At 42.6% G+C, this 15,551-nt stretch carries 15 protein-coding genes and 2 pseudogenes; 7 read left to right on the top strand and 10 right to left on the bottom strand.

Going from position 1 to position 15,551, the window contains the following annotated elements; genetic code table 11:
• Positions 1–58: 58 nt before the first annotated feature.
• A pseudogene (locus tag O9300_RS01270) lies at positions 59–421 on the bottom strand (RpnC/YadD family protein); the annotation flags it as partial.
• 173 nt (positions 422–594) lie between these two features.
• Positions 595–2,124, bottom strand: coding sequence for a hypothetical protein (locus O9300_RS01275; RefSeq protein ID WP_287969573.1), 1,530 nt, complete (start codon positions 2,122–2,124; stop codon positions 595–597).
• A gap of 304 nt (positions 2,125–2,428) precedes the next feature.
• Between O9300_RS01275 and O9300_RS01280 the strand changes: the two genes are divergently transcribed.
• Entirely contained in the window at positions 2,429–3,097 is a 669-nt protein-coding gene (locus O9300_RS01280) for a HEAT repeat domain-containing protein (RefSeq protein ID WP_012267935.1), read from the top strand.
• A gap of 61 nt (positions 3,098–3,158) precedes the next feature.
• On the top strand, positions 3,159–3,671 hold the full coding sequence (locus O9300_RS01285) for a phycobiliprotein lyase (RefSeq protein ID WP_287969578.1): 513 nt from the start codon (positions 3,159–3,161) through the stop codon (positions 3,669–3,671).
• A 291-nt stretch (positions 3,672–3,962) separates the two neighbouring features.
• On the opposite strand, the gene O9300_RS01290 is transcribed toward O9300_RS01285, so the two are convergent.
• Together O9300_RS01290 and O9300_RS01295 are read right to left on the bottom strand one after the other, a co-directional pair.
• Positions 3,963–4,895, bottom strand: a complete 933-nt coding sequence (locus tag O9300_RS01290; RefSeq protein WP_287969579.1) for a hypothetical protein — start codon at positions 4,893–4,895, stop codon at positions 3,963–3,965.
• Positions 4,852–5,451: a DUF1517 domain-containing protein gene (locus O9300_RS01295; protein ID WP_287969581.1), complete on the bottom strand. Its 600-nt coding sequence runs from the start codon at positions 5,449–5,451 to the stop codon at positions 4,852–4,854. Before O9300_RS01295 ends, O9300_RS01290 begins: the two co-directional genes overlap by 44 nt.
• A 132-nt stretch (positions 5,452–5,583) precedes the next feature.
• Between O9300_RS01295 and hpnH the strand changes: the two genes are divergently transcribed.
• Positions 5,584–6,600 carry an adenosyl-hopene transferase HpnH gene (gene hpnH, locus O9300_RS01300; protein WP_287969583.1) on the top strand — a complete coding sequence of 339 codons (1,017 nt, stop codon included), beginning with the start codon at positions 5,584–5,586 and terminating at the stop codon, positions 6,598–6,600.
• A gap of 2 nt (positions 6,601–6,602) precedes the next feature.
• Here the strand turns inward: hpnH and O9300_RS01305 are convergent, their stop codons facing one another.
• On the bottom strand, positions 6,603–7,976 hold the full coding sequence (locus O9300_RS01305) for an HD domain-containing phosphohydrolase (RefSeq protein WP_287969584.1): 1,374 nt from the start codon (positions 7,974–7,976) through the stop codon (positions 6,603–6,605).
• 123 nt (positions 7,977–8,099) lie between these two features.
• Positions 8,100–8,549: a nucleoside-diphosphate kinase gene (gene ndk, locus O9300_RS01310; protein WP_002780036.1), complete on the bottom strand. Its 450-nt coding sequence runs from the start codon at positions 8,547–8,549 to the stop codon at positions 8,100–8,102.
• Between the two features lie 469 nt (positions 8,550–9,018).
• Between ndk and O9300_RS01315 the strand changes: the two genes are divergently transcribed.
• A complete protein-coding gene (locus O9300_RS01315; RefSeq protein WP_170915340.1) occupies positions 9,019–9,186 on the top strand; it encodes a hypothetical protein in 168 nt (55 codons plus the stop codon).
• A 7-nt stretch (positions 9,187–9,193) separates the two neighbouring features.
• On the opposite strand, the gene O9300_RS01320 is transcribed toward O9300_RS01315, so the two are convergent.
• Positions 9,194–10,000, bottom strand: a complete 807-nt coding sequence (locus O9300_RS01320) for a creatininase family protein (protein WP_287969587.1) — start codon at positions 9,998–10,000, stop codon at positions 9,194–9,196.
• Positions 10,001–10,171: 171 nt separating this feature from the next.
• On the opposite strand from O9300_RS01320, the pseudogene O9300_RS01325 reads away from it, so the two are divergent.
• Positions 10,172–10,385, top strand: a pseudogene (locus O9300_RS01325) (IS30 family transposase); the annotation flags it as partial.
• Positions 10,386–10,497: 112 nt separating this feature from the next.
• Here O9300_RS01325 and O9300_RS01330 read toward each other — a convergent pair.
• Together O9300_RS01330 and O9300_RS01335 are read right to left on the bottom strand one after the other, a co-directional pair.
• Positions 10,498–11,208, bottom strand: coding sequence for an O-linked N-acetylglucosamine transferase family protein (locus O9300_RS01330; RefSeq protein ID WP_287969589.1), 711 nt, complete (start codon positions 11,206–11,208; stop codon positions 10,498–10,500).
• 69 nt (positions 11,209–11,277) lie between these two features.
• The gene (locus O9300_RS01335; protein ID WP_287969591.1) at positions 11,278–13,044 is read right to left on the bottom strand and encodes a tetratricopeptide repeat protein; all 1,767 of its coding nucleotides are present in this window, start codon (positions 13,042–13,044) and stop codon (positions 11,278–11,280) included.
• A gap of 322 nt (positions 13,045–13,366) precedes the next feature.
• Here O9300_RS01335 and O9300_RS01340 point away from each other — a divergent pair, with 322 nt between their 5' ends.
• Positions 13,367–14,422, top strand: coding sequence for a Fe(3+) ABC transporter substrate-binding protein (locus tag O9300_RS01340; protein ID WP_287169890.1), 1,056 nt, complete (start codon positions 13,367–13,369; stop codon positions 14,420–14,422).
• A 29-nt stretch (positions 14,423–14,451) separates the two neighbouring features.
• Here the strand turns inward: O9300_RS01340 and O9300_RS01345 are convergent, their stop codons facing one another.
• Positions 14,452–15,066 carry a DUF938 domain-containing protein gene (locus tag O9300_RS01345; protein ID WP_125731038.1) on the bottom strand — a complete coding sequence of 205 codons (615 nt, stop codon included), beginning with the start codon at positions 15,064–15,066 and terminating at the stop codon, positions 14,452–14,454.
• A 79-nt stretch (positions 15,067–15,145) separates the two neighbouring features.
• On the opposite strand from O9300_RS01345, the gene O9300_RS01350 reads away from it, so the two are divergent.
• A complete protein-coding gene (locus O9300_RS01350) occupies positions 15,146–15,280 on the top strand; it encodes a hypothetical protein (protein ID WP_260324551.1) in 135 nt (44 codons plus the stop codon).
• The last annotated feature ends 271 nt before the right edge of the window (positions 15,281–15,551 follow it).

Genomic DNA, 15,551 nt, shown 5'->3' on the forward strand with positions numbered 1-15,551 from the left:
CAAAGAAACTTTCAGGAAAAGTCTGAAAGAGACGATAGAAAATACTGTCCGTTTTCACTCAATTTTGTCCCTCAATGACTTGTGGTACTTGTTCAATATCTAAGTCTAAAGTTTGGGCAATTTGTTCTACACTTAATCCTAAAGCCAATAAACGGGGAATAGAGTTTAATTTAGCGGTTAATACTCCTTCCTCTCTGCCTTCTTCTAAAATATCTTGATAGATGACTGATTCTCTCATAATCTCACTCCGAAGGATTTTTTTAATCGTCTCTCGATTTAATACTAACCCAGCGAGAATACTGGTGGCGGCAGCGAGATTGCTTTGCACCTGTTTTTGGGAGATAGTTTCTAAAGAACGGGACACCTGACTTAACACCTGTTCGGGGTCATCGGTATTGCTGAGGACGGCAAAGGGTAATAACTCATTGTTCGCTTAATTTTTTAAGGGAAGGGTTTTAAAATTGCTGTAACCTTTATCCTGTATGCTTTTTAGCGAATAAGGTAAGCGGAACATTGCCGAGATTGCTATCGCCAATTGGCTCGTTCAAACCCTAGGTATTTCTACAAAATGGAGACGCACCGGGTTGAATCTACCTATTGGGGATTGTTTGGGACAGCAACAATCAAAATACTTCTGATTTGCGAGCGACTTAACCTGACCGGAAAGATATCTGTATAATCTAGACCAGCTGCTCTAATGCCATAATCAATTTCCACTTGGTTCAATAAATTTTGATTGAGAGGCCATTGTCTCATGTCTCCACCTAATGCGGGACCATTCACCGGATTTCTAGTGCTTGCAGCCGTATCTGAAAGCATTTGATCGTGGGTAAAGGCTAACACTCTATCCAATAATTCATCGTTGGTATAAGTGAAAGCATGATCATCCCTCATGGGATTGATCATTTGAAAAACGTCACATCCTTCGTCTAAAACCATCGCTTCTTCCGCACCGAATCCATCGCTCATAATTAAGGTAATCCCTTCTAGGGTATTGCCGATTTTTGCCGATAATCCCGAGGACGCAAAACAGATAATTTTTTGACCGGACATTCCCAAAATTCCGAAAGGATAGATGCTCTTGGGAAAGTAAATTTCTACCGTATCTCCTCCGGGGTAAGGAAAATATTCTCCCGCCCGACGCGGAGAAAAATCAACCCGTTTAAACTGCTGTTCATCTAATTCCCTCGCGACAGCAGGATTAGCCAGATTGATGTTCAGAAAACCACCGGGAGAAATTAATTGAGTTTCTACGATAATCGGTCCGTTTAAAGCGGCACGCCTGGCATTCAAATCGCCGTAGAGTTGATATTCCCCCAAGTTAATTGTATTAATAACCTGCCCCATAAAATTCCCCGCACATGGAACTTGATAAGGCAGGCAAAAAATATGGCGTACATCTTGGAATCGATCGATAGCAGTAAATAGGGGAACCACATCACCTTGTTGAATGATAGTTTTTCCCCCTAGGGCAAACTCTAAAAATGGGGCGATATTCTGTAAATTAGCATCGTATCCCGGTAGTCCTGCTAAATGACGATTATATCTGCGAGCCACTTGCGGATCGTTAATCTGTATTATATTTGCGCCTCCAGCCATAAACCTTAAATCCAAAAATTCATAACGATGGCCGAGGTGTGTAGCCATAGCATCACACCATTTGACCAAACACCGATAGATGCGATGATCGATCGGGTCTTGCGGGTCTCCGGGGAGAAACATCCCACATAATTGATTTTGCAAGGATTGTATGTAGTAATTAGGGCCAAGATAGGCAAGATGCCACGGATTCATCGTTAGATCCCCGCAACCTTGGGCGCCAATAATGAGCCAATCCTGTCCTCGCTGATCGCAGAATTCTTTGAGATGATGATAAAGTGTCCAAGTACCCGCTCTCTGCTCGTAAGCATTGGTCGTAGAGTCTAGGCCAGGAATAGCAATTTGACCAAGTCGATTATACATTATATCCGGCACTGCATGAGGATCCTGCATTCTGGGAGGAGTTATACCATCCCGTTGAATGCCGGGGCCTTTTTGATAGTCTGGAGTCACGGACACAAAGATATGCTCTTTTTCCGTGTCTAGAGTCAAAGAACCAGTATTAAAAACTCGATTTTTCACCATAACACCCCCCGCTTGTCTAGGTGTGGCAGTTGCGGCTAGACAAGCTAATTAGCCCTAGGCTATCTGTTTTTTTTAATCTCAACCTCGCTGACCTGAAGGGGAGTGGGGCTTTACATTTTTTTCCTGAATCTATCAGAAAGCCTAGCATTTATCGTATTACCATACTTAAATTATAGTTTCCCGGAGGAAGTCAACTCTCGCCTCAATCCTTAAGAAATCCTCAAGAAATCCTTTCCCCGCTCTCGTTTCTGAATTGCCAAGAATTGCGTTAGAATTAAAGAAATATTACAAGTGGTTGACAAAAATGAGTAAGCCTGATACACAAGCCATTGCCCTCCAGTTAGAAAGTAGCAATTCTAAAGATCGTCTGCTGGCCTTGGCATCCCTGCGAGAAGTGACCCCGGAGGAAGCTGTACCCTTGATCAAAAAAGTCCTTTATGATGAAATGCTGCCAGTGCGATCGATGGCTGTCTTTGCTTTGGGAGTCAAACAAACCGAGGAATGCTTTCCTATCCTAGTGGATTTGTTAGCCAATGATGCCGATTATGGCATTCGCGCCGATGCTGCCGGGGCCTTAGGTTATTTAGAAGATATTCGCGCTTTTGAACCCCTACAACGGGCTTTTTACGAAGACACGCAATGGTTAGTCCGCTTTAGTGCCGCCGTCGCTTTGGGCAATTTGGGCGATATTCGGGCTAAACAGGTGTTATTATCGGCTCTCGATAGTAACGAAGCGGTTATTCAACAGGCCGCTATTGCCGCTCTTGGGGAAATCAAAGCAGTGGAAACCGTCGAGAAGCTTTTAACCTTTGTTAACTCTGATGACTGGTTAATCCGGCAGCGATTAGCGGAAGCTTTAGGCCATCTTCCGGCGGAAAAAACGATCGCAGCCTTAAAATTTTTGGTTAAAGACGAACATCCGCAAGTGCGCGAAGCGGCCCGTTTATCCTTGCAAAAATTGGCCAACGTCTAGGTATAGGATAGAATAAATAATCTATTCTTTCAGAGCGATCAATCTTTGCCTACAGCCATTCATGGACATTCAAGAATTTATTAATCTCTGTGCGGGTAAATGGTTTTCTCAGCGTACCAGTTATCAATTAGCCGCCCAAAAAGTTGCCAATAATAAAGCAGAAATCACCATCGATTTGCTGGCTGCCGATGCTGCCGATGTGGTGCAATTATGTTTAGAAAATAACTGTCAGTCCCAGGTCAGTTTAGGGGGATGGAAAGCGACTTGGGATAATTCCGTGGACTATGGACAACCGAAAAAAATCGGTTCTAGCTATTTAGTTTGGCTACCTTCAGAGAATTCTTGGCAAGGAAAATTAATCAAATCGGACGGTAAATCGGCAGCGCTGGGAGAATATCATCTCAGAAGCGATCAAGCTTTAACTTTAACCATCGAGAATAATCACCATCGTATCGAAGAAAGAATCTGGTTTGCTAGTCCTAATCTGAGATTGCGTACCAGTATTATCCAGTCAGCCAATGGCGATCGCCAGACGGTTTTCTATTCGGAAATTCGCAAAATGGTTGCTTCTTAAGTAGGGTCTGCTGAAAAAGTTTGTTGGTGGGGTTAGGGTGTGGGGTGTGGGGTGTGGGGTGTAGGGTTTTACCGATTTTCATCTGGTCAATTACCTAATTTTCAGGGAAAAAGTGCCTAAATTTCCCCCCCCGATCACCCCAAGGTCTGGCACTTTTTGATGGGGAAAAAGTCTAAAAACCTTATCCAACAAGGTTTTTAGATTTATTCAGCAAACCCTAAGTAGCTGCCATCCCCAATCTCTGAGGTGGGGAAGACAGGGTTAATCTTCCACCACTCCAGTCAAATCCTCCTAACGTCGGCCGCGTTTGCTGCTGCCGAAACCACTGCGACTAGGGGTACGACGGGAACCAGAGGAACCGAAACTAGGAGAACGTTTGACATTATCAGATTTACCCGAATTCTTCAGGGTACTGGAACCATAACCGGAACCACTGGGTTTTGTGGTGGTTGTGGTGCTGCGATTGGGACTAGAGGAAGTATTACTGGGATAACGACGTAAATTGCCAGTAGAACGGAGAGTTTGCCGATTTTTGACCGCCGGGGGTGGACTATTATGTTTAGTCCGGTATTGATCTACTGCCTGATTATAGGTGGAACCGTGACCACCAAAACCGGTCATCACACCCCCCGGAGTATAGAGGGGAGGAACGTAATATTGAGGACGAAAGAGCAAACTACCCAAAGCTTGACCAGCAACAGCACCAAAAAAAGGACTCCAAAAACTCGATTCTTGCCGAATCACCACGGTTTCCTGTTGTCCGGTTTGAGGATTGTTCCGCACTTCCGTGACATTATGGACATACTCGATTTTAAAATCTTCGGTCATGTACAGGGTAGCCTGATCACCGTTGATTTCTACTGCGGTTTTTTCCCCTTTAGCGATAGCTTCATCGCTTAATCTAGCCATTTGGAGGTTAGTGCTGCGAAAGAGGGGAGAAGTCCCCGCAGGGGTGTTTAACAGCATTAAGGTATAAGTGCCATCTCCGTCATCGTAGGTAGCTTGTTGCACCTCGTAGCGACCGCTACTAACCTGATTGGATTCTTGTCTTACACTGCTGTTATTAGCTGACGGTGACTGAGTTTGATTTGACGACGAACCACAGGCCACCGTTGTGCAACAAAGGGTAAGAATTAAAAGGATTGTCGTTACTTGGCGCAGCATAAGGGCAAAATTAAGACTATAAAGGCAGCAATTCCGGGAAATTGAGTAATAGTTGCTCATTGGTCAATTCATCTCCCAATTGAGCAGGAGAAAAATGTACCTGAATCGCACGCAGCCGACCTTGGTAGTGGAGGTTAATTATTGATTTTAAACCATCTTCCAGGGCCTCTCGATCGGCTAGGCTAGTTTCTAAAGCAGCACTCTCACCCTCGAATGCTATTGTGATCATAACAACTAAGTTATCGGTGACGGGTAAAGTCAAGGGTTCCTTTTCCCCCACTTCCAGAGACACCGATTCACTTAGGTATCTGGCCGCGGAATCGGTAAACAGTTCGTTAAGGTAGTCTCCCGCTTCCCCCTCATTCCAAAAAACATCGCCCTCATTAGCTACAGAAAACCAATAGAGGTTCATCTGCAGCAGATTTTGACAAATTTCTACTAAACCCTCTCCCATGACCTCTAAATCGCCTTCGGAATCGATCGCCTCCCGGCCGGCACGATTAAGGATACCGATCAGGGGTGCGATTTCTTGGCCGTAGAGATGCAAAAATAAGCGACAGACCACATAGCGAGTTTTTCCCGCAAATTTCTTGAAGCGATCGCCTAAAGAACTCATAATCTATCCAGTGATAAAGTAAACAGCCAAAAAAGCCCTCAGCTTTTATTTATTTTGCCATTTTCTAGGCCCCTATGCCTTGATGCCCTGCTAACAGTCTATAATTACTTAGAATCCTTTTGGTGTGAGCAAATGGCTGTCCAACTGCAACAAGCTTTAGTGGTTGCTTCCTATATCTTGAAACAGCGTCTAGCAGGAAAAAAGCGTTTTCCCTTAGTTTTAATGCTAGAACCGCTATTTCGCTGCAATTTAGCCTGTACTGGCTGCGGTAAGATTCAACATCCCCCGGAAATCCTCCGCAATCATCTCACCCCGGCAGAATGTTTCGCAGCGGTGGAAGAATGCGGAGTTCCCGTGGTTTCCATCCCCGGGGGCGAGCCGCTTTTACACCCAGAAATCGATGAAATTGTCAAGGGGTTAGTGGACAGAAAAAAATTTGTCTATCTCTGTACCAATGCTCTGTTATTGGAAAAAAGCCTGGATAAATTTACTCCTTCACCCTATCTTACCTTTAGTGTCCATCTGGACGGTTTCAAAGCACATCACGATCGCTGTGTGGATCGGGAGGGAGTATTCGATAAGGCAGTACAAGGGATTAAAGCGGCGAAAGCGAGAGGTTTTCGGGTTACTACTAATACCACGGTTTTTGAAGGCACAGAGCCGCGAGAAATGCAGGAATTTTTCGATTTTCTCGCTACTTTGGGTATCGATGGTATGATGATTTCCCCCGGTTATAGTTATGAGTGGGCCCCGGATCAAGATAGTTTCTTAAAACGGGAGCAAACCAGAGCTTTATTCCGAGAAATTCTCTCACCCTGGAAATCAGGCCAGAAAAAGTGGAATTTTAACCATAATCCTCTCTTTCTCGATTTTCTCATCGGTGAACAAGACTATGAATGCAGCCCTTGGGGTAGTCCTAGCTATAGTCTTTTAGGATGGCAAAAACCCTGTTATCTGCTCAACGAAGGACATTACAAAAGCTTTCGGGAACTTTTAGAAGAAACCAATTGGGATAACTACGGTCGGGCCAGTGGCAATCCGCAATGTGCCGATTGTATGGTACATTGCGGCTATGAACCGACCGCGGCCATGGCAGCTTTTAAACCGGCTAATATGGGACGTGCCATGCAGAGTTTAATCGGAGTCTAATCCTAAACTGATTCTAACCAGACGGCGGGGACTTGACTAGGGCGATCGGGTAATTGCATCCATCCCATTTCGCACAGACGAATTACCGAACTTAATTTTTCTACCAAAGCGGGATCGAAACGAATCCCGCTATAATTTTGACAGCGCTCTAGGGCCTCTCCTAAATCTAGAGCTAGTCGGTCGCCTCGCGGTTGAGTTAATTCCTGAAAATAGGCTGATAATCCTAAAATTCTCGACTCTAGGCTGATTTCTTCCCCTTTTAAGCCGTTGGGAACACCGCTACCATCCCAGTATTCAAACTCATGGTAAATAATCTGTTGAATTGGAGCTAATTCGGGCATAGTGGCGAGTAATTGTGCGCCTAACACCGATCTATCCCGCCAAAATAACGCATTTGCTCCCTCTAACTGACTGGCACGCTGTCTAAAAACTTCGATCGGAGCCTCCGCTAGACCGATGCGGTATAATAAACCGGCTAATCGTAAGCGTCGTAATCTCAGGGTGGGTAAATCGAGCAATTGTCCCAACATTTCCGCTAAAGCAGCCACCTGTAGGGAAGCAAGGGGATTATCAATATCTCTTTCATCGACTTTTTGAGCCATTCTGAGAAAAGCTTGCAGTTTATTCGCGGCCAAATTTTTATTTAAACGGGATGCTTGTCCTTCTAAGTCGCTTAATTCTCGCGCTTGTCTGCTGACGGTGACTAACTGCTGTTGACTGGTTTGCAGATAGGTGACAATGCGAGAGACTACTCCCGTTAAATCCGTGGCAATGGGATTAATATTTTGACTAATTTCCTGCTGTTGTCTGCTTAAATCGGCCGCTAGACTGGGATTATAAGGATGCAGACGCTCAATTAAGATCCTAGCGGCTTTTTCGACTAAATCGCGATCGAATGTCCATAAACCGTAGAATTTTCGCTCCGTGTCTATTTGGGGTTGACTATCGGACCGGTATTCTTCTGGGGATAACTCATGACAGAGTACCATGGAGGCGTAATCGGGGGAAAGAATGATTAAATTCCATTCATTAACCAAACTATCGCTATTATCTAAGTTCACTAGCGAAACATTCTCTAAACTGCCGGTTTTATGCTCAGAAAAACCACTATCGGCCACGGCGGCGATCGCAATATGACGAGAAGAGCGAGCGATATCTAAATAGCGCTCAGCTTCCTGTAAATACCATTTTCCCTGTTGAAAGGTGACTAAGACCAGTGGTTTATTTGTACTATCTGGGCTGCTAGTTTGCAAGATATGATCTTCAAGAGCATGACAGAGGGCCACAAGGGTATTCTTAAAATAGACCCCGTAACTGCTGGGTAATCGTCCCGATGAAGCTCTTTTTAACTGTTGTAAGCTGGATTCTACGGTCATAATTTCCGAATATTAGGGGGTTGGGGAAATGGGGAGAAGGGAGAGGGGAGAAGGGAGAATAAATAAAAGCAATCTCCTGTCTCCTGTCTCCTGACGACCGGCTCCTGACTGCCTCAAAGGGGTTTATTCTACCACCCAGGGAGTGATTGCGGGAGTCCAATTAGCTAATTCTGCATCGCTAAACCAGAGACTAACTTCATCTTTGGCCGTATCTGGACCATCGGACCCATGGATAAGATTGCGTCCGACACTAATGCCAAAATCACCGCGAATCGTACCCGGTTCAGCATTGAGGGGATTAGTGGCGCCAATAATTTTTCTAGCGGAGGCAATTACTCCTTCTCCTTGCCAAACCATGGCCACCACGGGGGAGGAGGTAATAAAATCGACTAACGAACGGAAAAAGGGTCTTTCCTTATGAACAGCGTAGTGTTTTTCCGCTAATTCACTAGAAACCTGCATCATTTTCAACCCAACCAGCGTAAAACCTTTAGTTTCAAAGCGTTGAATAATTTCCCCCACCAGATTGCGCTGCACACCGTCGGGTTTAATCATTAAGAAAGTGCGTTCCATACTGCCTCTTAAAATTTAGTCATCGAAAAATTGCGTCCGAAACCCAGATTAACCCGGAATGGCATCCTAGAGAATGGCAGAGTTTTCGCTTCAATTGCTGAGTTAGCTTGCTGTCCGATTTAGCTAGGGTTTGCGGCAAAAAGTTTTTCGTGGGGTGTGGGGTGTGGGGTGTAGGGTTTTACGGATTTTGAGGTAGTCAGTTACCTAATTTTCAGGGAAAAAGTCCAGGAATTTTACCCCCGATCCCTCCAATGGTCGGCACTTTTTGAGGAAAAAAAGTCTAAAAGCCTTATCCAACAAGGTTTTTAGATTTATTCAGCAGCCCATAATTATCCTAGTCGTTGATTCTGTTTTCAATTCTTATCCCCCAGAAAAAATATGGTAAAAAATGTCGTTTCTTTTCTTTTTGTTACCGTGGACAAAAATTATACAACCTCAGGGATAAAACTCATGATTGAAATTAATGATTATGGAAAAAAATACTCTTATCTGGTTAAAATTTCCTCTATTTATGTTAAGGGAAGATGGTGAGCAAATTACTGAATCAAAGGAGAAGGGAGATGGAGTTTTATCCTTTGTACTAAAATTACCAATAGGCAGGTTAAATGCAGTACAGCTTATTAACAACTCTAATTAATCTTCTATTAATATAACTTCGGTTGACGGAATTGATAAACATCAGCGATCACCTGTACCCAACCATTAGCAACAGATTCTAATAATTGATCGCCTTTTTCTTTACTTGCATTAGTAGCATCTCCCATCACTCCACTTTTAGTTAATTCCTTAGTTAACCAAGCAAAGGGTAATTTTCCCTCCATAGTTAACAAACTATTTTCTGGCAAACCTTGAGGATATTCTCGGACGGCCCGCTCAATTTTTACCTGTTCTGGCAGTAATGATAACATAATGCTAGTTTCCACATCTCCTGCATGAATACCGTATTCTAATTCATATTCCGAGAATAATTCAGCCGCATTATGGGGAACTCGCCAAGTGAAAAAAGGAAATACTAAAAAATCGGGATATTGTTGATGAATATCCCTAGCGGCAATTTCCATAACTTGCGGTTGCCCGCCGTGGGAGTTCATTAATACTAACTTGCGAAAACCCGAACGATAGAGACTTTCAGCTATCTCTTGAATGAGGGTTAATAAGGTGGCTGCCGAGAGGGTAATCGTGCCGGGAAAAGACCAATGTTCGTTAGATTTTCCGTAGTAGAGACAGGGTAAAGCGAAAGCGGCGATGTTTGTATCTAATTTCTCGAAAGCTTTGCCTAAAACCCCTAAACTAATGGCAGCATCGACGGCAATAGGTAGATGGGGTCCGTGTTGTTCGATCGCACCGATGGGTTGAATAATTACCACATTTTCCTTATCTGGCATTGAATCTATATCTGTCCAAGTAAGATAGGGAAAATAACGATGTGGGGGAATAAAACCGTGCATCATAATTTTATTGGGGGTGAGGGATTATGCTTGGGGGAAAAAATTACTGTTTATATTGTAATTTTATCACTAATTCTTGGCAAGGTGGCCAATCGTCAACTATCGAGACTATGGAGAGCATCAAGAATACCTATAGGGCCAGACGAGGAAAAAGAAAGAGTCGAAGCGGAGCGAAAAATAAGCGTGGCAGCATTGGCCAAGAACAAAACCGCATCGGAAATCAACCCTTGTCACCGAAAAAGTTTTCCAAGAGATTCCCCCTGACAAAAGAAAAACCGACCTTTGTGACAAGGCAAAAGAATTTTGTGGACATCAAGAGTTGAGTCAGAAACTAGGAGCAGATTTTTATTTTGCTAATCCTTATCATTTTTGGGAAAGAGGATTAAACCCAGGGTAAGAGCATCTTAAATCCTTGACAAAATGAACTTTATGTGGTTTTCTTCCCCATACCCCACACCCCAACAAACTTTTTGCAGCAACCCCTATGTATCCCCAAAGTTTTATCTACCCTCTCCTGCTACAGATTGATAAAATTTTTCTAGACTTTCTACAGAGGTTCGATCGTTAAATACTGTATCGATATTCATTTTAGTATAATCTTTGATTGTTTGTCGCCATTGATTATCTAAACCTAAACGGATAGCAATTTCAATATAGTGATTTTTATCCGTAGCAATTGTCTCGGTTATTCCTAATCTTTTCAAGATAGCATAGGAATGTCGTCCGCGCATAAATTCCCCCGGACAGGTAACAACTGGAAGCTGACAGGCAATTGCTTCTAAGGTGGTATTTCCCCCCGACCAACTTAAGTTATCTAAATAGATGTCTGCTAATAAGTTAAGCTGAAAATAATCATTTTGTTCTAGCTGTGGCATCATTACCCCGTAATCTTGCCAATTGAGTCCATACCTATTAAAAGCTTGACTTAATCTCGACTGAAAGCAATGGGTCACAAATTCGCTACGATGACAGATAAAAATAAAGTGGCTGTTGGGAACTTGTTGGGCAATTCTCGGAAAAATATCGTCATTTTCTGGCAGATATTTAAATAAACTCTGACAGTTTAAATAGATAATTTTATCCTCGGCTAATCCCATCTCTAAACGAGTTTTTCTCTGGAGAGGAAGGGAAGGTTTGGCATAGGCAATACCTAAATTGGATAAGCGAATTAATTTTTCACTGTAGTGATTATCTCCCTGCGCGGGTTCCATTAATTCACTGGAGATAAAATAATCAATGGTTGGTAATCCTGAGGTGATGGGATGACCCCAAGTTACACATTATACTGGAGCTAAACGCAATCCTGCTAGTTGGGTAGTACGAGCATCCATACCAATATCTAAATAAACTAGAATATGTAACTGATTATCTAAAATATGTTGGGCAATTGTTTCCATATTGACCAGATTATCAAACTGATAAAAATAATCACTTTGCTCTTGATATTCTCTCGTAAAATTATCGAAGGTTTTATTAATATCTATTCCATAACAATAAATTTCAAATTGTTCTCGATTTCGCCACTGCAACCATCCTTGAAAGAGTTTCGCTACCGTGTGATGACGCAAGTGAGCAGAAATATAGCCAAGGCGAATTTTTCCCGTAGGCATGGTTAGGTTTTTCACCCAATCAGGAAAGTTGGCTGAGGTAATTTTATAAACTAATTCTCCATATTTTTTTTGTAGTTCTAAATCATTTTTAGCTTGATATTGAAGATAAAAATTAGTTCTTAATCCAATACTTTTCCACGCCTCCTGTTGTTGATTATTAGTGGTTAAATCAAGATTGGACAAGATATTATCTAACCGTTTCTCGTAGTTTGATCGATATAGCATAATATCTGCTTGAGTTGTGTAAACTATCGGCATTAACCGCATTAATTCTAACTTCAGGGATGGGTGATCGGGAAGATACTCTAAAGCTGATTTAGTTGCTTGAATTGCCACCTCTATCGGATAATTATTTTGTAGTAACCAAATTAGGCGCAAATGTAAATCAATATTTTCTGGATGATAGTTAATGCCTTTTTTATACACTTCTAAAGCTTGTTTTTCTTCTTTAAGAATGAGATGGCAATGGGCGCAATTTAAATAAAAATTGCTGTCCTCTATTTTAATTGCTAATAATTTTTGATAATAGTTTAATGCTAATTGATAGATTTTTCTTTGATAAAAATAATCACCTGAATAAAGATTCGCTCTTTTTTGGTCAGCTTGCAGAATTTCCCAAAGGGAGAGATTTTGACTAATTTCTCGTCTATCTCCTGCCAGTTGTTGGGCAGTTTTATAAGCATTTTTTGCTTCTGTCCAAGCTTGTTTAACTAAATAGACATTGCCTAAATTGATATAGAAAGGATAAAAATCACCCTGGTTATTAATTCCCTGCTGATAGAATTTTTCGCCTGACTCTAGCTGCCCTAATCGATAAAATAAATTGCCCAGTTTATTATAAGCATCGACAAAATTAGCATTGAGATCAATCGCTTTTTGATAAGCTGATAAAGCTGTATCTAAACGTGATTGTTTTTCTAGCACCATGGCCATGGTATAATGATATAAGGCTTGATTTTCCTCTAATTCTATGGCTCGTGCTAAACAGGTAAAAGATTCTGTTAGTCGGTTAATTATATAGTATAAGTATCCTAAATCGTGCCAGATGTAAGCTAATTGTTCACGCCAAGATAAAATTCTTAAGTAAAAGTCCTCAGCTAAAGTATATTCTCGCCGATTAATTGCCTCTTGCACCTCTTGAAGACAGGAGTTTATCGCAGTCAGGGCATAATTTTCTATCTCTTCATCCCCTTCTATTTCCTCTAATTCTAGCCACTGAAGATAGATTAATTTAGCTTGGCCAAACTGCCAGCAATCGAGATTTCTAATTATCTCTTTTTTGAGGAGCATAATTAAATCTTGACTAGACTCTGATTGTAATAGCCAAAATAACCAAATTTCTTGCGCTGTTGCTTGCTGCTCTAGCAGCAGATAAGCTAATCCCAGATAGGGATAATAATCAGTCACTTCCGGTGAACCGCGAGCGCTTGTTGACAAAATAACAATAACTGATTATAGTCTTCCGATGCTAACATTAGCTCGATCGCTTGTTGGTGATTACTGTTGATCATTATCTTTCACTCTCGTTGCTCTCATTCCACAATACCCTCGATCGAGCTTAGGGTAACATTTTGGGCTTATTGAACTTAACTAGCGATAGATTCGAGGATTTATTAGCCCCATCAAAACAAAAAACCCTGATTTTACCTCGATTTTACCCGCTCTACCGCCCTAGTCCGACAAATAATTTCTCCCGCAGATAAGAATTATTCTCAATAGATGTACAATAGGAAAAGACAACTTTGCCACGAATCGAGCAATGAACGATAAAATAACTCGGAGAGTCTTTCTAAGCGCGGGAACAGCCACCTTAGCGGTAGCAGTGGGTCAATTAGGGAAAATAAACGAAGTTTCCGCCCAAACTAAACAATTAAACCTCTATTCCTCCCGTCACTACAACACCGACCGACGATTGTATGACAACTTCACCCGACAAACGGGAATAAAAATTAACCTCGTGGAAGGGGAAGCGGACCCATTAATCGAACGGATTAAAAGCGAAGGCAGCAATAGTCCTGCCGATATACTCCTGACGGTAGATGCGGGGAGACTATGGCGCGCCGACCAACAGGGAATTTTTGCCCCCGTCAATTCCCGCATTCTTACCCAAAGAATTCCTGCTAATTTGCGTCACCCCAAAGGTCACTGGTTCGGGTTTAGTAAACGCTTGCGGGTAATTATGTACAACAAAGACAGAGTTAACCCCAGAGAAATCGATTCCTATGCAGATTTAACCAATCCCAAATGGAAAGGAAAAGTCGTCACCCGGTCATCCAGTAACATCTATAGTCAATCTTTTACCGCTTGGTTAATCGACATCCAAGGAGAAGCAGCCGCAGAAAAATGGTGTCGGGGATTAGTGGCTAATTTTGCCCGTCCACCCCAGGGTAATGATAAGGCACAAATCGAAGCTGTAGCCGCAGGAATTGCCGATTTAGCCCTAGCTAACACCTATTACTTAGCGGGGTATGCCGAAGAAAAAGACCCCGCTAAACGGGCAATTTATGACCAAGTAGGCGTAATTTTCCCCGACCAAGCAGGCCGCGGCACTCACGTTAATATTAGCGGTGGTGGTTTAATTAAAACTGCCCCCAATCGAGAATCGGCCATTAAATTTTTAGAATATCTTTCTAGCAATGAAGCACAGAACTTTTTTGCTAAGGGTAATCGAGAATATCCCGTCGTTCCAGGGGTTGCTTTAGACCCTTTCCTAGCAAAACTCGGACGCGGGAAAGAAGATACAGTTAGCGTGGCTAATTATGGTCCTAATTTAGCCAAAGCGGTACAGGTAATGAATCGCGCTGGTTGGAAATAAGTTATCAGTTATCAGTTATCAGTTATCAGTTAAGGCAATTGAAATAAAACCGAGAGATTATTAGCTGGCATAGGAATTACTTCTAACAATTGTAAACCTCGATCGCTCGCTGCTTGCACCACATCTTCTAAATTCCTAACTCCCCAAGTAGAGTTTTGAGAACGGAGAGAAAAATCAAAGCTTTCGTTACTAGGAGAAGTATGTTTTCCCTGCCGTTTATAGGGACCATAAAGATAGAGAATTCCCCCCGAACCGAGAATGCGACTCGCTCCTGCCATTAACGCTAAACAAGCGGACCAAGGGGCGATATGAATCATGTTAATATTAACAATCGCATTAATAACGATATTTTCCGTCTCTACCGCCCAAACTGACTGATGAACATCGATAAATAGGGGGCGATCGAGATTAGAACTAGGACAATAATCGCACCAACTGCGAATACTATCTAGAGCCAGAGGGTTACAATCCGAGGGAATCCAACGACAAGGAGCAAGACGAGGAGCAAAAAAAACAGCGTGTTCACCCGTGCCGCTAGATATTTCTAGGATATTCCCAGTCTTCGGTAAAAATTGGCTGAGAACTTCTAAAATCGGCTGACGATTGCGTTCTGTTGCCGGAGCATATTGACGTAAATCAGACATAACTAGGGTTTGCGGCAAAAAGTTGGTTGGTGGGGTTAGGAGTCGGTCGTCAGGCGTTGGTCGTCAGGCGTCAGTCCTGATGAAAAAATTTTCACCACCACAGATGAAAGAGGTTTCCTTCCCTACACCCCACACCCCACACCCTACACCCTCTTTCCAGTCAGGCGGATTATTTTTATTTATTCTCCCTTCTCCCCATCCTACTCTGCAATAACTACTGGCAGCCAGAAATACGTTGGGTTCATATCATACTTTGTGCTTTTTGTCAAAAAAACTTTTTTTTTGCAATAAAACTACACAAAAAAAAGATCATCGTTGTTGGTGAAATTGACTAATTTACCCGTCCTAATTAGGGGCTGCTGAAAAAGCTTTTCTGGGGGCAGGGTGTGGGGTGTGGGGTGTGGGGTGTGGGGTTTGATCGATTTTCAGGTGGTCAACTACCTAATTTTCAGGGAAAAAGTACCTGAATTTTCCCCCCTATCCCC

Origin of the sequence: Microcystis sp. LE19-195.1E (assembly GCF_027532095.1) — a bacterium.
GTDB lineage: Bacteria > Cyanobacteriota > Cyanobacteriia > Cyanobacteriales > Microcystaceae > Microcystis > Microcystis aeruginosa.